Annotated in this window: 17 protein-coding genes; 15 read left to right on the forward strand and 2 right to left on the reverse strand. The window is 48.5% G+C overall.

Annotation, left to right across the window (positions count from 1 at the left end):
- The first annotated feature begins 379 nt into the window (after positions 1–379).
- The 12 genes from NIT04_RS02160 (at position 380) to NIT04_RS02215 (ending at position 16,725) form a co-directional block, all read left to right on the forward strand.
- Entirely contained in the window at positions 380–1,066 is a 687-nt protein-coding gene (locus NIT04_RS02160) for a hypothetical protein (RefSeq protein ID WP_252501966.1), read from the forward strand.
- Positions 1,067–2,341 carry an efflux RND transporter periplasmic adaptor subunit gene (locus NIT04_RS02165; protein WP_252501967.1) on the forward strand — a complete coding sequence of 425 codons (1,275 nt, stop codon included), beginning with the start codon at positions 1,067–1,069 and terminating at the stop codon, positions 2,339–2,341.
- 415 nt (positions 2,342–2,756) lie between these two features.
- Entirely contained in the window at positions 2,757–3,890 is a 1,134-nt protein-coding gene (locus NIT04_RS02170) for a polysaccharide deacetylase family protein (RefSeq protein WP_252501968.1), read from the forward strand.
- Positions 3,891–4,512: 622 nt separating this feature from the next.
- Positions 4,513–8,433 (forward strand): S8 family serine peptidase, encoded by a 3,921-nt coding sequence (locus NIT04_RS02175; RefSeq protein WP_252501969.1) that lies wholly within the window; start codon positions 4,513–4,515, stop codon positions 8,431–8,433.
- A gap of 329 nt (positions 8,434–8,762) precedes the next feature.
- Positions 8,763–9,368 carry a PolC-type DNA polymerase III gene (locus NIT04_RS02180; protein ID WP_252501970.1) on the forward strand — a complete coding sequence of 202 codons (606 nt, stop codon included), beginning with the start codon at positions 8,763–8,765 and terminating at the stop codon, positions 9,366–9,368.
- Between the two features lie 416 nt (positions 9,369–9,784).
- Positions 9,785–10,756, forward strand: a complete 972-nt coding sequence (locus NIT04_RS02185; RefSeq protein ID WP_252501971.1) for a nuclease-related domain-containing protein — start codon at positions 9,785–9,787, stop codon at positions 10,754–10,756.
- A 371-nt stretch (positions 10,757–11,127) separates the two neighbouring features.
- Positions 11,128–11,448, forward strand: a complete 321-nt coding sequence (locus tag NIT04_RS02190; RefSeq protein WP_252501972.1) for a YhdT family protein — start codon at positions 11,128–11,130, stop codon at positions 11,446–11,448.
- On the forward strand, positions 11,445–12,887 hold the full coding sequence (gene panF, locus NIT04_RS02195) for a sodium/pantothenate symporter (RefSeq protein ID WP_252501973.1): 1,443 nt from the start codon (positions 11,445–11,447) through the stop codon (positions 12,885–12,887). Before NIT04_RS02190 ends, panF begins: the two co-directional genes overlap by 4 nt.
- Before the next feature lie 475 nt (positions 12,888–13,362).
- Entirely contained in the window at positions 13,363–13,758 is a 396-nt protein-coding gene (locus NIT04_RS02200; protein ID WP_252501974.1) for a hypothetical protein, read from the forward strand.
- 138 nt (positions 13,759–13,896) lie between these two features.
- Positions 13,897–14,823, forward strand: a complete 927-nt coding sequence (locus NIT04_RS02205; RefSeq protein WP_252501975.1) for a DMT family transporter — start codon at positions 13,897–13,899, stop codon at positions 14,821–14,823.
- A gap of 111 nt (positions 14,824–14,934) precedes the next feature.
- Positions 14,935–15,303, forward strand: coding sequence for an iron chaperone (locus tag NIT04_RS02210; RefSeq protein ID WP_252501976.1), 369 nt, complete (start codon positions 14,935–14,937; stop codon positions 15,301–15,303).
- 339 nt (positions 15,304–15,642) lie between these two features.
- Complete coding sequence (locus NIT04_RS02215; RefSeq protein WP_252501977.1) at positions 15,643–16,725, forward strand: S-layer homology domain-containing protein; 1,083 nt, start codon at positions 15,643–15,645, stop codon at positions 16,723–16,725.
- Between the two features lie 300 nt (positions 16,726–17,025).
- On the opposite strand, the gene NIT04_RS02220 is transcribed toward NIT04_RS02215, so the two are convergent.
- Together NIT04_RS02220 and NIT04_RS02225 are read right to left on the reverse strand one after the other, a co-directional pair.
- Positions 17,026–17,853: a glycerophosphodiester phosphodiesterase family protein gene (locus NIT04_RS02220; RefSeq protein WP_252501978.1), complete on the reverse strand. Its 828-nt coding sequence runs from the start codon at positions 17,851–17,853 to the stop codon at positions 17,026–17,028.
- A 214-nt stretch (positions 17,854–18,067) separates the two neighbouring features.
- Positions 18,068–18,265, reverse strand: coding sequence for a hypothetical protein (locus tag NIT04_RS02225; RefSeq protein WP_252501979.1), 198 nt, complete (start codon positions 18,263–18,265; stop codon positions 18,068–18,070).
- A 159-nt stretch (positions 18,266–18,424) separates the two neighbouring features.
- Here NIT04_RS02225 and NIT04_RS02230 point away from each other — a divergent pair, with 159 nt between their 5' ends.
- The 3 genes from NIT04_RS02230 (at position 18,425) to NIT04_RS02240 (ending at position 21,768) form a co-directional block, all read left to right on the forward strand.
- Positions 18,425–19,600: a S41 family peptidase gene (locus NIT04_RS02230; RefSeq protein ID WP_252501980.1), complete on the forward strand. Its 1,176-nt coding sequence runs from the start codon at positions 18,425–18,427 to the stop codon at positions 19,598–19,600.
- A gap of 167 nt (positions 19,601–19,767) precedes the next feature.
- Positions 19,768–21,057, forward strand: coding sequence for a nucleotide sugar dehydrogenase (locus NIT04_RS02235; RefSeq protein ID WP_252501981.1), 1,290 nt, complete (start codon positions 19,768–19,770; stop codon positions 21,055–21,057).
- Entirely contained in the window at positions 21,058–21,768 is a 711-nt protein-coding gene (locus NIT04_RS02240; RefSeq protein ID WP_252501982.1) for a WecB/TagA/CpsF family glycosyltransferase, read from the forward strand.
- Positions 21,769–22,741: the final 973 nt, after the last annotated feature.

Below are 22,741 nucleotides of genomic sequence, written 5' to 3' on the forward strand. Positions count from 1 at the left end.
TATCGTACAAAAAAACGATGAGTGTTTTTAATTTTTCCTTTATAGTGGTTTCAGTTACTAGACTGATAGGGTATATAAAGCTTGCTCGCTTGCTTCAACTCGTAAAAAAATGCAAGGCAATGACGAAAACAGTGGAACCGGTCAATCCGAACAAGAAATCCTGCATAGTAAATCGATGTTTATCGTCTTGATCCATCAAAATCCGCTCCTTTGTCGATTTCCCGGGAAATAAGGCAGTTTAGGGAATAAACTAGCTACTAGACTGGCCAATTCCCGAGAAATTCATACATATTACTCTACTAAAAATTGAATAATTCACGAGATTTGATACAGTTATGTATATAGCACCAAAAAATATCCGCAGAAAGGATGGTCGCGCTTGTTTTTCGACTACCAATTTTGGCACTTTTTGACGAGGCCCTATGACCTTGCGTCCCAGATGCAAACCGGAACGATGCGGCACTTCAACAGACGGCTGCTCATCGTATTCCTCGCAGGCATCGTCCTCTTCCTGCTCCGAGAAATATGGGGCATGGGCACCGAAGCACTGACGTCATTGATGACGACAATGACGACAACGGACTACATAATCGCAAGATACGCCTCACTTGCAGGCACATTCCTTTGGTCAATTCTATACATAGCATTCCATATTTTTGGAGTCGCACTAATCCTTTCGACGCTGACGAAAATTCCATACCGGCAACTCGTTCCGCTGCAAGTGCTCATTACGGGCTTATTGCTCATGGAAAAGGCGATCCTCTTCATCGTCTTTGCATTGAAAGGATCTACCGTCAGCCTTTCATTCCTATCATTTGGCCCGCTCGCCGTCACAGTTATGGAAAATTGGTATTTGATCCTTTTCCTGAACCAATTGACGATTACAAGCGCGCTGATCATCACGTTGCAATACCGTTTCATCCGAGGCTTCGTCGTGGACGGCAGATGGAGGGAGCATCTTTGGATATTGATTGGATTGCATGTCGCAATGGCACTCATCACTGCGGCGGTCGCATTCATTCCGTTCGATTCCATCCTCAATTCACTATTCGGAGGTGGCTTCTAGATGAATAAACGATTAAGCATCACCGTTGCCATTATCATCAGCCTCTTCATCGCGGTGAACGTCCACCTGCTCTATTCAAACAAAAGCACGGTGCCAAAATCATTGTATGTCCATAAATACGAGCGCATGACTCCTGGACATCATGAGGAGGAAATACCAAAAGAAGGACTCGTTACGCCGGAAGACGTCTACACCGTCTACGTCGGCGACGATGAAGTCATCGAATCATGGCTCGTCAAGGAAGGCGATCAAGTTCAGGTCGGGGATGAAATCGCATTGCTGCAGACCGCACGCGCAGAGAGCCAACTCGCGGCATGGGAAGCGGAGGAAGAAGGCCTTCTTGAACAGCGGGACGCAATCGAATCAACGATTGCAAGCCTCGAATCAGAGAGGGGAAGCGCCCGGAAAAACTCCTCCCACGTCAATACGACCGAAACACCGGGCGACTCTGAAGTCGAATTGAACGTCGACGTCCAAGTCGATGTCCACCAAGACGGCGCATTCGCCCAAGCAATCGCCGAAGCGGAGCGCGAACTGTCGGACATCGATCGGAAGCTCGCCGTCGTCCAAACACAGCTCGAACAAGACGCCACCCGTCCCGCGCTCATTAGCCCAGTGGACGGAACGGTTTCGAAAGTTCACAAGCACGGCTTCACACTCGCCGCCGATATTTACAGTGACGCAAAATTCGTCACAACGTACGTGCAACTCGACGAATGGCAGAAAATCGAGGAAGGGAATTCTGTCCGTATCCAGGAAAGTCATCTGGATGAGGTCATCGAAGGGACGGTCCACTCCATCTCCGAAGTGCCGGCAACCGACAGCAGATGGCGGGAAGCATATGACAAGCTCGATCCGAAAGAACGGAACAACCCGCTTGATCTGTATGAAATTACGATCATGCCGCTCGAACAACTGCACAGCTTGCCGTTCGGGGTGAATGTCAACGCATCGATCATCGTAAACGAAGCGGACGCCGTCTCCGTGAAAATCCACTGGCTCGAAGCGCATGTGAAAAACAGCGCCGTTGCATGGAAGTTGGATGAACAAGGTCGCGCGGCGAAAACGAACGTCACGGTCCCATTCATCACGAACAACCGCGCCGTCATCACGGAAGGACTGACAACCGGTGACGTTGCGATCTATAACCGCAACATCGACGAAACCGACAACCTATCAAACGTCTTCCTGCCCCTCCCGCTCGAACTCCCATCGAAAAGCGACTGGAGAACATTCGGCTGGAAGAACTACGTGAAATACGGATTTGTGGAATAAAGACGAGACAAAAACCGCCCAAGTGGCGGTTTCAGCCTGTTGACAAACGCTCGCATCCGTTGTTGCTCGTGTCGCTCGTCCACTCATGAACTTTAGTTCTATTCGCGTCTTCGCTCCACTTGGCGCGGGCTCGCAGGAAGCGAGTCATGCAACCGTCGCCACAGGACCGTGGCGCTCTTAGGTTGCCTTCCTTGACAAGCGTTTTCAATCAGGCTGAGGAAATGTCTGTTTATCGTGTTTATCCTAAAATTGAGTGTAGACAAAGTTAAAGAACGAATTTGTCTACACTCTGAAACCGCCCAAGTGGCGGTTTTTTGCTGTTCACGCAACCCTATTTCAATTTCCGCTTCTAGACATGTCCCTCTTTCAATATAGTAGAAAAACGGAAAAAATTTGGGGGGAGACGGGATAGCAGATGAAGAAATGGACGTTGATTTGTTGCATAGCCATCATTTGCATTTTATTCACAGCAGTGGGGAAGGCCGAAGCGGCGAGCGAAGGTAACAAACGGTATGTCGGACTGCACGATCGCATCTTGCCGATCGAGGACATCCGCGTCATCGACGGTGACACGAAAGTGCCGCTCAAAGACATCGCAAAACATCTTTATTTGCCCGTCGAAACGACAGATGGGAAGACGATCATCCGAAAACGAGGGAAAGAAATCATATTTGATCATTCAACAGGGGCAACGACATTGGACGGAGTGGATCAGCCATGGACGCCAATCGCCTCCATTGAAGGCCAGCTCTTCATTAGCGTGAAATATATCGCCCGCGAAACCGGGTTCCAATTCGAGTATTTTCAAGAGCACCATACAATCCGCATCTATCGCGACGAATTCAATCATATAAGCCATGAAGCGTTCAAGGAAGTTATTAAAGCGCATGGCACGAAACAGCAGCCTGCACCGACTTCGAAAAAAGCGACCGTCTACTTGACGTTCGATGACGGTCCGAATCAATTCACGTTGATCAATCATAAGACGCTCGAAAAATATAAAGTGCCCGCCACGTTCTTCTTCTTGGGCAATCAAATGAAACAGAACGAGTCCATCGTCAAGACCGTTTCAAAAAGCGGCCATTACATCGGGTCGCACAGCATGACCCACGATAAAGCATTCGTCTACGGATCGACCGAATCGTTCATTGCCGAAATGGTCGGCGGGGCGGAACTCGTCGAACAACTGACAGGGAAGACTTCGAATCTCGTACGCGTCCCGTATGGCAGCAAACCGCTCGTCACAAAAGGAATGCAACAAAGCTTGATTGACCGCGGACTGAAAATGTGGGACTGGGACGTCGACTCCAATGACTGGCGCTACACGGACAAGCAGGCAGACCAAATTGTGAAAAACGTCCAAGACGGCGTCACAACAGCGGCGAAGTCCGGCGACAAGGATATCATCATCCTCCTGCACGACCGCAGCCAAACGACGATCGCCCTTCCAAAAATCATCGAATGGCTGCAAAAAGAAGGCTACAGCTTTAAGTCGTACGAACCCGACAACCACATCATCCAGAACTTCCTACGCGACCCGCTTCTCTGAATCAACCCCTTAGTTTGTCAAAAGCATGCAGCGCGACAACTGTCGTAGTGGATATGAGCTCTTGCCGCGAAAACGAGAAGTTTTTGAGATAGAACGAGAAGTCTTTGCTGATAAACGAGAACTCATTAAGACGGAATGAGAAGTTCTTACCGAATAACGAGAACTCTTTGGGGCGGATCGAGAACTCTTCGGCGATAAATGAGAACTTTTCCCCCTAAAACGAGAACTTGCGCATAAATCAGCAAATACGCGCATAACTTCCGCCAGAAACGCATAAATCGCTAGATATGCGCATTAATTGACGCATCCACGCATAAAACCGAGAAATCACGCATAACCCAAAAGCCTTCACCAAAAATGAATCACACTATCCAACCTATCGCCAACAAACTTCCAGATTTCCATATCAAATCTCCCAAACAAGCAACTTAGCCAAATACTCATAATTCCATCTTCATCCATATATCGTCAGAACTACCCGCACCCAGAAACATCCATATCCTTTGAACGATTTTTCAGAAATATCGCTATTCCTTACATCAGTAGCTATTTTCAAATAAATCTCACTATGATATTGTGAAATGGCAACATTCTACCAAACTACTAAGGGGGAATAGGTATTTTGAAGAATCGTCATTTCACAAAGCTGTTCAGCACATTCTTGGCAATCATTCTCGTGCTAACAATGCTGACGCCACTCACTGCATCCGCCAACACGGATCCGGCTGAAACAGCTGACCAACCAACAAAACCGTTCAAACAGAACCTTGCCGATGAGAGCATTATGCAGCAAAAAGCCGCCATCGCCGAACAGCTCAACTTGCTCGGGGGCGAAGCGAAACTGCATGAAGAGCTTCAAAACGTAACAGGGAATCAACAAGTCCCAGTCATCATCCATCTCTCTGAAAAATCAGTAGGACTCCAAAAAGGAATCCAAAAACTGGCAGGAAAATCATTCTCCCACGCAGAAGCGCAACAGACAAAACAAAAAGTGCGCAACCAGCAAGCTGCTGCGAAAAAAGAAATGGTCATCAAAGGCATCCAATTCAACGAAGGCTTTAGCTATGACACAGTTCTGAACGGAATGTCCGGGACTGTCAAAGCAGACGACCTTCCGAAACTTCTTGAAGTGAAAGGCGTCACACTCGTCGAACCGGACACGATCGTGCACGCATTCGAAAACGGAAACGACCTGAAGAAACCATCACCATCCGACTCGAATCTACAAAAGAAAGCCGGAAATGGACAAGTCGACATCGCCATGGACACTAGCATCGGCTTCCTCGGAATCGAAGCACTCTGGGCGGAAGGCTATGAAGGACAAGGCATCAAAGTCGCCGTCCTCGACACAGGAATCGACGCCGATCACCCAGACTTCCAAGGCATCTACAAAGGCGGCAAAAACTTCGTCCCGCATAACGATACGGACTACGCCCGTCCTCGCGCTGACGACGACGCTTCCGAAACATCGCCGCTTGACCGTCCGGCACATCGTCCGGAATTCAACGCAAACGGCAGCTCGTTCTACACTTCCCACGGCACACACGTCGCGGGAACGATCGCAGCAATCGGCAGCAATGAATACGGCATTAAAGGGATCGCACCGAAAGTCGACCTATACGCATACCGTGTACTCGGCGCATACGGCAGCGGATCCACATCAGGCATCATCGCAGCAATCGACACAGCAGTCGACGAAGGCATGCACGTCATCAACCTGTCGCTAGGCGGCGGTGCTAACTCCGAAACAGATGGCGCATCATTCGCCATCAACAACGCCATGCTCGCAGGCACAATCTCGGTCATCGCAACAGGAAACTCCGGACCGAACCGCGGAACGATGGGCACACCAGCCACATCCCGCCTCGGCATCGCAGTCGGCAACACGACGAATCCTGAAGCGCACTACTCCGGCGACATCAACGTCAATGCCGGCAGCTACAACTTATCAAAAAAGCTTAGCCTAATGGGCACGACTTACGGCCAAGACCTCGCCACTCAACTTGACGGCGAATACAGCCTCGTCGCAGTCCCAGGCGTAGGCGCAGCAAAAGACTACACGGGACTTGACGTCAACGGCAAAGTAGCACTCGTCTCCCGAGGCGAAATCCCGTTCGTCGATAAAATCGCAGCTGCGAAAGCCAACGGCGCAATCGCGATCATCGTCCACAACTTTGCTGGCGGATCAGGCGCACCAGGCGCATCCGGCACATTCCTTGGAGACGCATTCGAATTCATCCCGACATTCGACATGTCCCAAACGGACGGAGACGCAATCCGTGCAGCACTTGCACAAGCGGAAGGCACAATTTCATTCGGTAATTTCGATAAAACGATGACAGCAGGTGACGAAGTGAACAACTCCAGCTCTCGCGGACCGTCCACACCAAACTTCGACATCAAACCTGACGTCACAGCACCGGGAACGAACATCATGTCCACAATCCCGATGTACAAAGCGGACTTCCCAGATGCAACTTACGAACAAGCCTTCACTCGTAAAACGGGAACATCCATGGCCACACCACATATTGCGGGAATCGCGGCGCTAGTGAAACAAGCGAATCCGAATTGGGATGCCTTCGACGTAAAAGTCGCGCTTTCCAACACAGCGAAGGTCCTTGACACTGACAAGTACGACGTATTCGCACAAGGGGCAGGCCGCGTACAAGCTTACGCAGCAGCGCACCCTGAAATCCTTGCATACGCAATCGACACCGCAAACAATAACGGAGAAACTGTTGAAAACAAAAAAGGGACAGTGACATTCGGACCACAATCCCTTAAAGAAGGAGATATCTCCGTCGAAAAACAGATTGTCGTGAAAAACATGAATGGCAACGGCGGCACGTACAACGCCACTGTCGAAGTGACAAAAGGCTTTGCAGACGCAGCCGTCACAATCGACAAGCCGACATTCACGCTATCCGGCGAGCAACTGCTCAACGTTACATTGACGGCTTCCCAAAATGTGAACACACCATCTGGATCTGAAATTCTTGGATATATTCACATTACAGGTGGCAGCACAACTGCATCATTGCCATTCGCAGCCGACTTCGGCGATGCACCGGCAGATGCAATTAAAGACATGCGCGTTTCGGAAACAGACTTGAGCTTCAACGGCGACGGTGTGAAGGATGAAGCGATGCTTTACTTCACACTCACGGGCAACGTCACAACAAATTATATTGAGCTTTGGGACATCATGAACCCTGATGGCGGCGCGTACGGGGACGGCTACATCGGCTACCTGCACGCGGGTTCTGCATTAGGCGCAGGATCGTACCAGCTCAGAATAGCTGGAGAATACAGGCCATGGGGCGGCACTGGTCCAACAATGATTCCGGACGGCCTCTACACGATCGACTTCACGGCACTGACGGTATCCGGCAATCCGCCTATCATCAGTGACTTCGTAGGACCGGTCGTCGTTAAATCGACAGCAGGTACAATCGAAGGCGCGGTCGAAGGTACAACAGCATCCGGCCAAATCGATGATGCCTATATCGTCTACCAAGAGGAACTTGCGCAATACGGCATTGGCTACGACATCAACACAAAACTAAAAGCATCTTACGAAGTGTTGAAAGGTGAGGAAGTCGTCGCATCCGGCCCGGTTAACCTCGAGCAAGACGGCACATTCACTTTCGAACTTCCTGAGCTCAACAAAAACGAAAACTCCGTCAAAGTGAAATATGAAGACGCTGCTGGCAATAAAGCCGAAGCGATCATCTACAATGCCGGCGACCAAGTAGGCGACGAAGTCGCATACTCCGTCAATCACGAATCACTTACGCTTGAAGTCGGCGCATCAGAGCAATTGACAGTAACTGAAACGACGAAGAAAGCGGACGGAACGACAGAAGAGAAGGACGTCACGGCTGAAGCGACATTCACATCTGCTGACGCTTCAATTGCAACAGTCGAAAACGGCAACGTCACAGCAGTTGCTGCGGGCACGACCGAAATCACTGTCACGTACAAAGACTTCTCGGAAAGTGTCCTCGTAACTGTCGCAGCTGAAGTAGAGCCGGAGCCAGAACCAGAACCGGACAATAGCTACGTCGTCACGGAAGAGATTGTTTCACAATCCGGCAACAAGATCGTTATTGATGTGACTTCAATGCAAGGGGAAGTCGACATCGTAATTAACACTTCCGTCATGAGTGCAATCGAACGTTCTAAGAAAGACGTTGTCATCCACAAAGATGGTGCTGTCTACTCCCTTCAAAAAAATCTATTGAAGGCATTGAAAGGTGACATCACGATTTCGGTAGCAAGTAATGACGCAACGGGAGTAGCCAACGCGGTTTCCGACATTTACTCAATCACTTTCTGGACCGGAATCGGGGAAGCGAAACAACAAGTGACGCGCCTTGGTCATTCAATCGATATCGTCATGCCAGTCAACACGAGCAGCAAGCAAGTCCGCGTGATCGACGCGAACACAATTGAAGAAGTTGCCAAAAAAGCAAACGTCAAAAACGGCACAGTCAGCTTCTCCGCTAATACTGGCGGCAGCTTCGTAGCCACCAACTAATCCAAAACCAGCCTTTCCGCTTCCCGGAAAGGCTGGTTTCATTACGCATCAAAAACGCATAACTGGAGCTAATCACGCATAAATCCTCCCAAAAGCTCATAAACCCGCCCAGAAACGCATTAATGCTAAAATTCACGCATAACGCCTCCCTTAATTTGTCAAAAGCATTCAGCGCGATAGACAAATCCCACGCCAAAAACATCCCCGCGTGTACTCAAATACTCATAAACTATCTCAGTTAAAACATATATCTAGTTTAAAACTTTTAAAAAGGTGTAATATAGTAATAGAATTGAAACAATCGTAAAAATAAAGGATGTGCATCCAAGATGAGCCCAAATCAAAAAGCTTCCGAACTGCTGCAAACAAAAACGGACATCCAAAACTGGGGCGCCCGCCGCGCTTCCCGGATCAGGAAGTACAAAACGACATCCAGGCACGTTACAGACTACATCGTCCTTGACTTCGAAACGACAGGTTTCCGGGCTGGCGCTGACCGCATCATCCAAATCGGGGCACTCAAATACATCGGCCACGAGCGTGTCGGTGTCCTGAACACCTTCATCAACCCGCAACGCCACATACCGGCGTCCATCACCCGTCTCACAGGCATAACGAACGAAATGGTCCAATGGGCACCGACCATTGAGAATAAAATCGACGACCTTCTCGAATTCATCGGCGACCTGCCGATCATAGCCCACAACGCCAGCTTCGACATGGGTTTTCTCTACGCCCTCGACAACATCGAAGGCATCAAAATTCCCGAATACACCGTCATCGACACCGTCAAACTGGCACGCAAAACAATTACAGAAACGCCCAACCACAAACTTGGCACACTGGCGAAGCACCTCCAACTCGAACACGACGCCCACGACGCAATCGGCGATTGTCTCGCAACCGCAGCCATCTACCAATACTGTACCCAGTAAACCGCCAAAAGTGGCGGTTTTTTAATTTGTCAAAACCATTCAGCGCGATCAATCAACGTCATTCGAACCATCAATTCTCCACGTAGGCACTAAATCACGCATAAATCTCTCCAAAAACTCATAAACCCTCCCAAACGCGCATAAATCCAATAACTCACGCATAAACCCTTCCAGAAACGCATAACGCCGCCAACTTACGCATAACCCGAAAGAATCACGCATATCCCAAAAAACATCCGCATAACCTCCCACATCCACGCATAAACTCTATCAACCAACTAGCAATATTCAATTTTAACTGCCGAAATCGAAGCAAAACGCAATTTTAAACGCCAAAAACGCCCCAAAATGCAATCTTGACCCAAAGTATTCCATCCGCGCAGTAAGCAAGCTAAACTAAACATGAGGTGAATAAATTGATCTACAAAAAACGGACAATGCCAAACGAACTGAAAGCACTCCTATCCCTAGACAAACGCCTGCCAAACAACCATATGAAAAAGCACGAAGTCAAAAAAAATCTCCTTATCTGCCAAGCAGGCTACAACGGCGAACTCGAATTTGACGCCCATATCGCAGAATTCCAGCCGGACTACCCGCACGCCATCCTCCACGACCTTTACCTACGACAAGACGGCGCTTATTTCCAAATCGACTCGCTTGTCATTACGCCATCATCGATCACCGTCGTCGAAGTGAAAAACCACAAAGACAAAACGGTCATCAAGGCGAACCCAACCCAATTCATTAGAGTGTTCCAAAACGGAGACCGCAAACCGATGCGCAATCCGTACATCGAAATCGACCGGAAAATCCACTTCCTGAAAAACTGGCTCAACATCCGCGGCATCCAAATCCCGATCGACGGCCTTCTCATATTTGCACATACGAACGAACTCTCCATCGAGCACCCGTCGCCCGAAATGAAAACAATCTTCACATACGAAGCGCCCGCCCATTTCCGGTCGCTTCCCATGAATGAACACATACTCGACGGACACGCCATCCATAACTTGGCAACCGCGATGCTCGAACACCATAAAGACTACAATCCATTCCCGCTCGCCGACCTATACGCCATTGCCCCCGAAGACATCACACCCGGCGTCATATGCCCAAGCTGCGACCGGCCTGGCATGAGGTGGGGGAGGGAGAAGTGGAACTGCCCATCGTGCGGCCACGCCGGAAAAACCGAACACCAACAAACCGTCCAAGACTGGTTCATGCTCATCAAACCCCAAATGACGAACCGCGAATTCCGCTACTTCACCCAGCTCAACAACCGCAATGTTGCCCGGAGCCTGCTAGCCAAGTCCGGCCTCCAGCTCATCGGCGAACGCAAAGCCGCTCACTATGTACTAATGAAAGAACTAACTCCATCCCCATAATTAGCGCTCCATCCCAGGAGCATTTTTTGATTTGTCAAAACCATTCAGCGCAATCCACACCCTCTATATAATAGAAGAAACGCCGCGACCTCCCGAAAAGCCGCATAAACTCGCCCAAAAACGCATAAACTCTCACAACCGCGCATAACCGCCGCTAAATCCGCATAAACTCCCACAACCACGCATAACCGCCGCCAGCGACGCATAAATCGCAATTTCCACGCATAAATCGCCGAACTCACGCATAACCTTCCGCGCCCGCCCTCCCAAATCCTATCAAACTCCAAATACCCCTCCCAAAAACAAGGAATTCCTGTATAATCAACCTAAAAGACTTAAAACGAACTTCAAACGAAAGGAGCTATCAACAAATGTCCAGCAATCCCAAGCCGCCCGAACAATACAAGCCCGATCCGCGCTTCAAAATCGCGCACAAAGAAGCACTCATCGGCATTGGACTAGCAATATTCAACTTCATCTGGTGGTACGGCTTCGCCTACGGACTCGGATCCCGCCCACCTGAAGAATATACATACATTTTCGGCCTGCCCGACTGGTTCTTCTACAGCTGCGTCGTCGGCTTTATTTTAATGTCTATAATCGTCATCATCATCACTAAATTCGTACTCAAAGAAGTCCCGCTCGACGCGGACCCGTACGCTGAAACAAAGGAGGAATCCCCAAAATCATGAACATCCAAGTCATCATCCCGCTCGTCATTTTCCTCGTCGCGATCTTCGCCATCGGCTTCATCGCGTCGAAACAAATGAGCTCAACCGGCGGATTCCTCCAAGAATACTTCCTCGGAGGACGCGAACTCGGCGGCTTCGTCCTTGCCATGACGATGGTCGCCACATACGGCAGCGCATCGAGCTTCCTCGGAGGACCCGGAACCGCATACACAGTCGGCTTCGGCTGGATCCTGCTCGCCATGACTCAAGTCGTCACCGGCTATTTTGTCCTGCTCATCCTTGGGAAGAAATTCGCCATCTTGGGGCGCAAATACAACGCCGTTACGATGATCGACTTCCTGAAAGCGCGCTACAACAGCCCGGTCGTCGCAATTCTATCAGCCATCGCCATCATCATTTTCCTTTTCTCCGCCATGACCGCGCAATGGGTCGGCGGGGGACGGCTCATCGAATCGCTCACCGGGCTCCAGTACACATCGGCGCTCTTCATCTTCGCGATTTCGGTCCTCGTCTACGTGACGATCGGCGGATTCCGTGCCGTCGCCCTGACCGACGCCGTCCAAGGAGCAATCATGGTCGTCGGCACACTCATCCTGCTCATCGGCGTCATCATCGCGGGCGGGGGAGTGCCTGCGATCATGCAGGATTTATTGAATGAAAACCCGAGACTCGTCACGCCATTCGGAGCGGACGGAACTCTTACGGCCGCCTACGTATCGTCCTTCTGGATACTCGTCGGCGTCGGCGTCGTCGGCCTCCCGCAAATGGCCGTCCGCGCCATGAGCTACAAAAGCTCCCGCGCCATGCACCGGGCACTCGTCATCGGCACGATCGTCACCGGCTTCATCATGCTCAACATGCACCTGATCGGTGTCTTTGCAAGGCCCGTCATGCCGGGAATCACCGTAGGGGACAAGGTCATTCCGTTAATCGCGCTCGAAGTTTTGCCCCCGTGGCTAGCGGGCATCGTCCTCGCGGCACCGATGGCGGCCATCATGTCGACCGTCGACTCGCTATTGCTGCTCGTCAGTTCAGCGATCGTCAAAGACGTCTACTTGAACTTCATCAAACCGGAAGCGAGCGAAAAGCGGGTCAAACAAATAAGCATCGGCGTTACGGGCATCTTAGGAATCATCGTCTTCCTGCTCGCCCTGCAACCGCCTGACCTGCTCATCTTCCTGAACCTATTCGCATTCGGAGGACTGGAAGCCGCCTTCATCTGGCCGATCGTCCTCGGACTGTACTGGAAATACGGCAACAAACACGGCGCCATACTCAGTATGATCACCGGCATCGCAAGCTACATCGCGATCCACTTCTACAACGCAAATTACGGCAACCTACTAGGCGTCCACACAGTCACGATCCCCGTCGTCCTGTCCTTAATCGCCTACATCATCGGCTCCCTCGCCATCCAGCGAAAAGCCTTCAGATTCTAAATGAAAAGCGGACTCCCACAACCGAGGAGTCCGCTTTTTCCATTGTAAAAACGCATAAACTAAAAAACTCACGCATAAATTCCCCAAATTACGCATAAACTCCGTTATCCACTCATAACTCCCGCCAATCACGCATAAACGTCTACAAACACGCATAAATCCCAAATCCTGGGCATAACGCCTTCAATCAACCCCTAATTTGTCAAAACTATTAAGCGCGAACAAGGGATTGTAGTCCAAAACATTCTCCGCGGACACAAGTCAGCTAAACTCCTGCGACTCTCCACTAGTTTTCAATAAAGTAATAGGTGATATACACATATAAGATAAATAGTTACGAAAGGGGGAAAATATTGTTTGGAGTATAAAATAATTAAAGTTTTATATTCCTCACAATATAATTATGGCTATAATATTCTATTTAAAAGAGAACGGTAAAAGTCAGGTAATATCGGAAATATCAAAGATTATTCAAATGGGAATCGAAGGAGATAGCAACGCACAACAATTGGCGAAGTTTTTACGGCAAGGACTTCAGCAATTATCTTCTGTAGGCATTCCAGCTAATAAAGAACTTATCATGATTGGGGAAAATGAGAATGGACATAAAAGGACATTTCGGCTTTTTAAAGAGCTTATATGTAATCGTCCATTAAATGAATTAAGAGTAAATCGAAGGAAACCTGGTGCTTTTAGAGCCATTTTCTTCGAATATGAATACGAGGGAGAGCAACTGTTACTATTTACAAAAGCAGTTATCAAGAAAGGCGATCCAAATCCCCCGGAATTCCAAAAAGCAATCAGGGAAAGTGAAAGATTATATGATAAGTTTCACCAGAATCCTGATAAATACATAAGAGAGGATGAGTAATGTGAAGAACCTTAACAAGCAACATGATGATGGATCTCACCGCAACTATTGAGATCCTTTTTTTACTAACTCCCGCATTAACCCCCTCCCATATGCTAAACTAAACTCTATCGACCAAAAGAAAGAAGGCACCCAACCATGTGGAAACTCTACACACTCCTCACCATCACCATGCTCCTCTGGGGCATCAACCTCCCCATGCTCAAATACCTGCTCACCTTCATGCACCCCGTCACCATGACCGCACTCCGCATCCTAACAGCAGGCATCACCGTATTCGCCATCTTGGGAGCCCTAAAACTCGTACGCCTCCCAACCAGAAAAGAATGGACATACATAATCGGCGGAGCCGCACTCAACGTCGTCCTCCACCACTACTTTCTCAACATGGGCCTCTTCCGCACAACCGGCACGAACGCCAGCCTCATCCTCGGAACCGGCCCAGTACTAACAGCAGTATGCACAGCACTCATCCTGCGCAACTACCCGACAAGAGTCCAATGGATCGGCGCAGCAGTCGGCTTCATCGGCATCAGCTCCGTCGTCCTCGCGGGCGGCGATGCACTATCCGGCCTCAAACTCGGAGACGCATTCATCTTCATCGCCATCCTTGTACAAGTCCTTTCGTTTTTGGTAATCGCTAAGGCGGCAAGGACGCTGGACCCAAGGCTTCTCACCGCGTACATGCTGATTGTCGGGAGCCTGTTACTGTTCATCATCAGCTTCATCCAAGAGCCCGGCGAATTCGTTAAATTCACAACCGTCCCACCAAACTTCTGGGCCGTCTTCGCCGCAAGTGCTATCTTAAGTACAGCCGTCGGACACATGCTCTACAACTACTCGATTGCACAGATCGGCCCATCGAAAGCCGCCATTTTCATGAACTTGAACACATTATTCGCCCTGACAAGCTCAGCCCTCTTCTTAGGAGAAATCATCACTGGCCGCCACCTAATCGGCTTCCTCTTGATCATCATCGGCGTCATGCTAGGATCAGGTGCTGCAGAGGAACTATGGAAGAAACGCAAAACCATTGAGAACGACAAGGGGAGAGGGGCAGCCTGAAACCTCCCTCGCAACATATCCTTGTCGACGAATCGGCTTAACCTATATAATGCAAAGTACAGAACCTATCTAGCACCGACCAGATAGAAACGACCAATAGGAGGGAACGACATGGAAGCATTCGCAGAATTTCTAGCGAAAATTGATAACCCGGAACATCGCGCACGAACAGAAGAAGTGTTAACGTGGGTAAAAGAGAAATATCCCGAATTAAGCCCAGTAATCAAGTGGAATCAGCCGATGTTCACCGATCACGGTACATACATCATCGGCTTTAGCGTATCCAAACAGCATCTCGCTGTCTCACCCGAAGAAGCAGGAGTCATTCACTTCTCTGACCAAATCGTCCAAGCCGGTTACAAGCACACGAAAATGCTCGTCCAATTCCCATGGAACCGCCCGTTCGATTACGAATTACTCGAGAAAATGATCGATTACAACATTGCAGACAAAGCAGAATGCACAACCTTTTGGCGATAAAAGCTTACCTTCAAAAGTAAGCTTTTTTCTTGCCCATAAATCCGCCAACAACTCAACCCCTAATTTGTCAAAACCATTCAGCGCGAACAGTGGAGGGCAGTCCCTCATAACTTCCCGCGATCACTGGCAATCCCGCATAACCTGCTCCAAAAACGCATAAATTCCAAAACTTACGCATAACCGCCAGCAAACGCTCATAAATCCCCCCAGAAACGCATAAACCTTCCCATATACGCATAAACGCCAAAAACCACGCATAACGCCGCTCACCCCCAACCGTTTCACTCCCACCCTCCACCAAAAATCCACTATAATCGTAGAAAAGGAGGCGAAACATCTATGAAGCTCAAAATCTCAACTGCACTTCTCACAACAGCACTACTACTCACACCCGCAATCCAACCGGCACAAGCCGCATCATTCACTGATGTCCCGAAATCACATTGGGCACACGATCCGATCGACGCCATCTCGGACCTAGGCATCATCAACGGCTACCCGGACGGCACATACAGACTCAACCAACCCGTAACTCGCGCCCAAGCCGCTAAAATCGTCGCACTCGCAACAAAAACGAAGCCGACACACGACTTCACACCGGGCTTCAAAGACGTCACCCCGGCACATGGCGCATTCGACCACATCCGCGCGCTCACCGAACGCGGCATCTTCAACAACGGCGAAGCGTTCAATCCGAATGCATCACTCAAGCGCGGGCAAATGGCCAAAATCATCGCACTCGCCTACGACATCAAAGTGGACGACAACGACCTGATCTCATTCAGCGACGTCAAAAAAATCAACGGCTACCATAGCTACATAACAACAATTGCCGAACTCGGCATCACAACAACCGAACAAGGCGGTGAATTCAAGCCGAACGATCCCGTATCCCGCGCCCATATGGCCGCCTTCATCCAACGCGCCATCGAATTCGATACTAAACGCAAATCCGGCGAGATCTACTATGACGAAGCCCAGCAAAAATACGTCGAAAAAGTCTACTCCATCCCTGAGCCGCCTCCGAGCCAAATGGACGAGTCGATAGCAGCACAAACCATCAATCTAGTTAACAACGAACGACTACAACAAAATATCGCACCACTCAAACATGACATGTCGCTCTCAACCATCGCCCAAGCGAAAGCCGATGACATGGCAGAGAACAACTACTTCGCCCACAACTCGCCAACATACGGCTCCGTCGGCGACATGCTCGACCACTTCGGCTACGAATGGTCAGGCTACGGTGAAAACATCGCAAAAGGGTACACAACAGCTGAAACCGTCGTCGAAGGCTGGATGGAATCACCCGGCCACCGCGCCAACATCCTCCAACCCCGATTCACCAACATCGGCATTGGCTATGCCATCGACAAAAACGGCACCCCCTACTGGGTCCACCAATTCTCAGTCCAATAACGATAGAAAGACGGCGAAGGGGAGGAGACCCCAGCCGTCTTTTTCGTGTAATCGCGCCTCACCAACCCCCAGCGAATCGGAAACCTCCGCATCCATCCTACAAAAAACGCATAAACATCAGAACCCACGCATAAATCTCTGCAAACACGCATAAACTCTGCCAAAAGTCCATAACACCTTAAACTTACGCATAAATCCCTCCAAAAGCGCATAAACTCCAAAACTCGCGCATAACCGCCCCCGAACAAACAAAAAAAGGAGCAGCAACTACTCCTTTACTAAAACAATCTTATAAAAATACTAGTTTCGAGGATCCACATAATCCGGATAATCAGTAATGATCGCGTCCACGCCCATTTCAAATAGAAAATCCGCCGCTTCCTGACTACGCACCGTCCATGAACCGACATTCATTCCTAAAGCGTGCACTTGGCCCACCAACTCCTCCGTCACAATTCCATAACTCGGGTTAACCCAATCCGCATACGTTGAAAACTCTAGTAAAGCTTTCAATGTTGTGTCAGCACGGTTAGAAGTCAATACACCGATTGGAACTCGGGGAAGAAGCTCATTCATTTTCTTCATCGACTCAAAGTTGAACGATTGAATAATGATCTTTTCATTTTGTGGTTTATCTAGATTTCGTTCTATTAATGCTTCCGCTACTTGCTCTTCAATGCCTGGGTAAATCTCCGGAGCCTTCAACTCTATTAAAACGCCAATCTTCCCATGGTAACGATCAAGAATCTCTTCAAATGTCGGGATGGGCTCTCCATTAAACTCTTCCCCAAACCAACTACCCGCATCAAGACTCCTCAACTCTTCAAATGACAAATCCCCGACATGGCCCGTTCCATCTGTCGTACGATCCACTGTCGTATCATGGATCAATACCAATTCACCATCTTCACTTCGTTGAACATCGATTTCTATATAATCAGCTTTCATATCGACTGCGAGATCGAAAGCAGCAATCGTATTTTCAGGTGCATAACCGGAAGCACCACGGTGCGCTACATTATCAACTTGTTTTCTCGTTCCAACTGTTGGTTCTTCTGCGAGCTGACTGAACGGATTGAATAATAATGATAAGGCTACTCCTGTTTCTAATAGTAACTGTTTGCTCATTTTCTCCATCTCCTATCTAAATTAGATTCAAATCCAGTTTAGAATAGGGATGTTAAGCTACTATATTGATAGTTTTAACGCTGCATAAAGATTGTGTTAACAAATACCGACCGTTGTCCCTATGGATATTTACAAATCGAATTGATTGGAAAGTAATGCCGTACTTCCAAATAGTACAAAAAGAAAAACGCCAGAGACTGGCGTTTTCACATAATCATCTCTGCTTACCTTGATTGTTTTTCATGTTTCCTGTCATTTTCTGTGCAGCATTTTTAGCAGCATCTACAGTGTTCATTGCAATATCTTCTGTTGTTTCTAAAGCATTGTGAGCTGTTTCGAATGCGGATCCAGCTGTATCCTTAATGCCCTCCGCGACGTTTTTCTTACTTTTACCGTTTTGTTGATTAACCATTATGTTTCACCTCCTAAACAAGAATAGGATGTGTATGTTGTCGTTATTTATCCGTGCAAGGGACCTACTCTATAAAACTATTCTCCCGTACCATGTCTTTAATTTAATAATATGGGTATAATAACCGTAAACAACAATCTCTAGAAAGGAGTCACCGGCATGAAAAAAATCCAATCCATCCTACTCGCATTCATGACTATCATCCTGCTCGCGCCTTACGCATCGGCCCAGACAGCACTATCCGCCGAAGCGGAAGCCGCACGTGTCGACGACATCAAATTCTTCGTCGAAAACTTCTATTATGGAGACATCCCGGAAAACCTTCATGCCATGACGACGATCAACGAAATCATAGATTCTCTCGACGAATACTCGCGTTACATGTCAGCCGACGAATACATGAACTACGTAGCAGCAGTCGGTGCCGACGACCTGGCCCTCCATAATTTAACGGAGCCCGCCGTCACATCCCACATGCTTTACGGCAACATCGGATATATGAAAATCACCACCTTCTCCGCCAATATGGATAAAGCCGTCACGAAGCATTACACAAACCTGAAGAACAAAGGTGCCGACAAACTCATTATTGACCTCCGCTATAACGGTGGCGGCTACGTTGAAAGCGCTGAACAGCTCCTCGGCCACTTCGAAGGCGTCAAAACAGCCTACGAAATGAAAACGAGAGAAGGCACGACAACCATAAAGCCCGTTCAATCGAAACTAAAATTCCCGAAACAAACCTATGTACTTGTCAACCGATACTCGGCATCCGCATCCGAAATCGTGGCGGCATCCCTCAAAGACCAGAACGCCGCTATCATCGTCGGCGAAAAGACTAAAGGGAAGGGCACCATCCAATCGTTCTTCGAATTTGAAGACGGATCGGCACTCAAACTGACAATCGGCGAATTCACTGGACCAAAGAAATCCAAAATCCATCGCACCGGAATCTCGCCAACAATCGCCAGCGAACATGACCAAGAGCTTTCTACTATACATGCGCGCCTATTGAAAGACTCATTGTCACAAAAAAGCTATAAACAAGTCGATAAGCTGCAAGAAGTCCCGACTAACAAAACATTCCATCTCCATTTCACACAAAAAATGAACCTTACCGGCACAAACACGTCCAATAAAGTAGAACTCATAAAAGTAGGTGGCGTCGCAGTCCCGATCTCCATCAAACCGAATGGCACGGACATGCTCGACGTCACACCACTCAAACAAATGCAAAAAGGCGGCTCATACTTCCTCGTCGTCCACCCAGGGATCGCTAACGACACCGGCCGGACGACAAAGCAGGGCATCTTTACACCTATCACGGTGAAATAAGCCCCGTAATAGTGGAAATATGTACAACCGATTCAACTATGCTATAATCAACGAATGTAAATTCAAAAGAGCAGGGTGCCAGCAACATCGGCCCCTGCGAAAGTATTTCAATAAAATTTCAAGCATTACCTAATAAAAGCACCCCCATTCAGAAAGGAACATCACTCATGAACAACACTATGTGCGTCATCGGCCTCGGCTACATCGGCTTACCGACAGCTGTCATGTTCGCCAACAGCGGACTCAAAGTCCACGGCGTCGACATCAACGAAAAAGCAGTCAACATGATCGCCAACAAGCAACTACATATAGAAGAGAACGGACTCCAAGAACGACTTGACCAAGCAATTGACGCAGGAAACCTCACCGTTTCCACAACTCCAGTCGAAGCAGACGTCTACATCGTCGCCGTCCCGTCGCCGATCAACCCAGACAACACGGCAAACTTGGAATACATCCGCCAAGCGACAGCATCGATTGTGCCATTCCTAAAACCAGGCGCACTTGTCATCTTGGAGTCGACTGTCCCACCAAAAACAGTCGAAAACATCATGCTGCCAGAGCTTCGCAAATCGGATCTAGTACTCGGCGAAAATCTCTTCGTCGCACATTCGCCTGAACGCGTAATCCCAGGTAAGATTTTCGAAGAACTCGTCAACAATGACCGCATCGTTGGCGGTATCACACCAGAATCCGCTGAAAAAACGAAAGCGCTCTACAAAACATTTGTCCAAGGCGAAATCCACCTAACGGACGCAACAACAGCCGAACTCGTCAAAGTGATGGAGAACACATATCGTGACGTCAACATTGCATTTGCGAATGAACTCGCAAAAATCGCAGAAACAATCGGCGTAGATATATGGGAAGCGATTCGCTTTGCAAACTTCCACCCGCGCGTCAACATCCATACGCCGGGACCAGGAGTAGGCGGTCACTGCATCGCAGTAGACCCATGGTTCTTAGTTGAACTCAACCCGGAAAATGCGAAGATCATTCACAAAGCAAGACTTACAAACGACGCCATGCCGCAATTCGTCGCTCAAAAAGCGCAATTCCTGTTGGACGCGAAAGGCATCACGGACGGCAAAGTAGCTGTTCTCGGCCTCGCATTCAAAGGCGACGTCGACGACATGCGCGAAAGCCCATCCGTTAGTGTGATCGAAGCCTTGCAAGAGCGCGGCATCGAAGTGAAATCTTTCGACCCGCACATTAAAACATTGCAGCACACGACGCAACAAGCAACATTAGAAGAAGCAACACAAGACGCTGACCTGATCATCTTGACGACGGATCATACCGACTTCAAACAGCTCAGCCCGAACACACTCACAACAAAACAGCCGAAACCATTCATCCTCGACACGAAAAACGCACTCTCTCGAGATAAATGGGAACAAGCCGGATTCCATTACTTCAAACTCGGCGACGGCTCACCAGTAGGAGTCATGAGCTAAATGAAAGAAACGATACTAGGCGTCGACGTCAATACAGAGAACTACGATGAACTCATCCCGAAACTCTTCAACAACATCGACGCCAAAAAGAAATCATTAATCGTAGCCATCAACCCTGAAAAGTTGATGAAGGCAAAAGACGACCCGGCGCTGAAAGCCTTGCTCAACCGGGCGGAATTCCAGATTCCGGACGGCATTGGCGTCATCATTGCGTCCAAGATCCAAAAAGGCAACATACAATCCCGCGTAACCGGCGTAGACATGATGGACCGAATTGTGAGGGAAGCCGCCCGAACAGGAAAGTCCATCTTCCTCTACGGCGCGAAACCGGGAGTCGCAGATGCGGCAGCTGCTAAACTGATCGAAACCTATCCCGATCTTAAAGTTGCCGGAACACAAGATGGCTATGAAAAGGACACGTCAAAAGTGATTGCAAAAATTAACGCCGCTCAACCCGACATCCTCTTCGTCGCCATGGGATCGCCGAAACAGGAACTATGGATCGAAGAGCATCGCGACAACTTGCACCCGATCCTTTACCAAGGAGTAGGCGGATCATTCGATGTGCTAGCAGGCAACATCAAACGCGCACCAGCCGCATTCCAAAAGATCGGAGCGGAATGGTTTTACCGGCTATTGCTGGAGCCAAGCCGCATCAAACGGCAAATGAACTTGCCAAAATTCCTTTTTGAAATAATTCGCCAAAAATAAAATAATGACACTTGTAATCTAGTAATACTGGTGATAGAATACGAAATGTAAGGATAATTTCCTCTGTAGCATATATTATTAAACGCCACGCAGGACGAAAACGGTTGGTTGACCGCACAAAAGGACTTGAACAGCTCCCATCTGTTCAAGTCCTTTTGCATTCTATAGAAAAGCGGAAGGCGCTCGCTCAGATGCGCTAGGCATAAGGCGGATCTGCGGCGTGGCGCCTTTTGCCACAAAGCAGATTCGTCTTATGACCTCGAGCCCCTGGCGCCTGGAGCTAGACATAGAAAAGCTTAAGCGTTAGCGTTTGGAGCAGCATTCTGAGGCTGTTAGCCTCGTTCCCACCTGCACCTAGACAAAATCCCCAAAACTATTCCTCTAATCTACTTCTATTAATAGTTTCCCTAGCATAGATTCAATAGATTTAATTAAATACCTTACGAAGCAGGTATTTTGCAATCAAAAGCTCCCGTGTGATAAGCATATTTAGCCAAAACTACTCTCGTTTATTGTCTCAAGCAGGATCATGCAGCACTAAAACACAACTTCTTTCTATTAAGGTCCTATTACGTTCATTGAAATAATAGATTCTAAAGTGTTGGTAAATGGGACAACCAATTTTATTTCCAAAAAACAATTACTTTTTCACTAATAAAATTTCAAGGAGTCGGTTAATAGGACAACTAATCACTGCTATAAAAACAATTTCTTCCTACTACAATTCTATTACATTTATTGCATTAATAGATTAACGTAAGGAGGACCGACCGCCATAATGGCCGATTACTACCAGTATTAGGAACTAACAAATCTGCAAAACCCTTGCAAGACAAGCCACGCAAAAACAGTAAGATAATTAAGATGATTTAAGACTTTTAGTGAAATATGATAGAAATACTTGATATATTTTTGAGATAAGGTAGAATAGTAGAAGCAGCGGTAAATTACATAGGTTTGGGACTTGCAATCT

The organism is Sporosarcina sp. Marseille-Q4943 (assembly GCF_943736995.1).
In the GTDB taxonomy this organism is placed as follows: Bacteria; Bacillota; Bacilli; order Bacillales_A; family Planococcaceae; genus Sporosarcina.

Coding starts and splice junctions, on each gene's coding strand:
- NIT04_RS02165 (WP_252501967.1), top strand. CDS start 1,067: ATGAATAAACGATTAAGCATCACCGTTGCCATTATCATCAGCCTCTTC.
- NIT04_RS02170 (WP_252501968.1), top strand. CDS start 2,757: ATGAAGAAATGGACGTTGATTTGTTGCATAGCCATCATTTGCATTTTA.
- NIT04_RS02180 (WP_252501970.1), top strand. CDS start 8,763: ATGAGCCCAAATCAAAAAGCTTCCGAACTGCTGCAAACAAAAACGGAC.
- NIT04_RS02190 (WP_252501972.1), top strand. CDS start 11,128: ATGTCCAGCAATCCCAAGCCGCCCGAACAATACAAGCCCGATCCGCGC.
- panF (WP_252501973.1), top strand. CDS start 11,445: ATGAACATCCAAGTCATCATCCCGCTCGTCATTTTCCTCGTCGCGATC.
- NIT04_RS02200 (WP_252501974.1), top strand. CDS start 13,363: ATGGGAATCGAAGGAGATAGCAACGCACAACAATTGGCGAAGTTTTTA.
- NIT04_RS02205 (WP_252501975.1), top strand. CDS start 13,897: ATGTGGAAACTCTACACACTCCTCACCATCACCATGCTCCTCTGGGGC.
- NIT04_RS02210 (WP_252501976.1), top strand. CDS start 14,935: ATGGAAGCATTCGCAGAATTTCTAGCGAAAATTGATAACCCGGAACAT.
- NIT04_RS02215 (WP_252501977.1), top strand. CDS start 15,643: ATGAAGCTCAAAATCTCAACTGCACTTCTCACAACAGCACTACTACTC.
- NIT04_RS02220 (WP_252501978.1), bottom strand. CDS start 17,853: ATGAGCAAACAGTTACTATTAGAAACAGGAGTAGCCTTATCATTATTA.
- NIT04_RS02225 (WP_252501979.1), bottom strand. CDS start 18,265: ATGGTTAATCAACAAAACGGTAAAAGTAAGAAAAACGTCGCGGAGGGC.
- NIT04_RS02230 (WP_252501980.1), top strand. CDS start 18,425: ATGAAAAAAATCCAATCCATCCTACTCGCATTCATGACTATCATCCTG.
- NIT04_RS02235 (WP_252501981.1), top strand. CDS start 19,768: ATGAACAACACTATGTGCGTCATCGGCCTCGGCTACATCGGCTTACCG.
- NIT04_RS02240 (WP_252501982.1), top strand. CDS start 21,058: ATGAAAGAAACGATACTAGGCGTCGACGTCAATACAGAGAACTACGAT.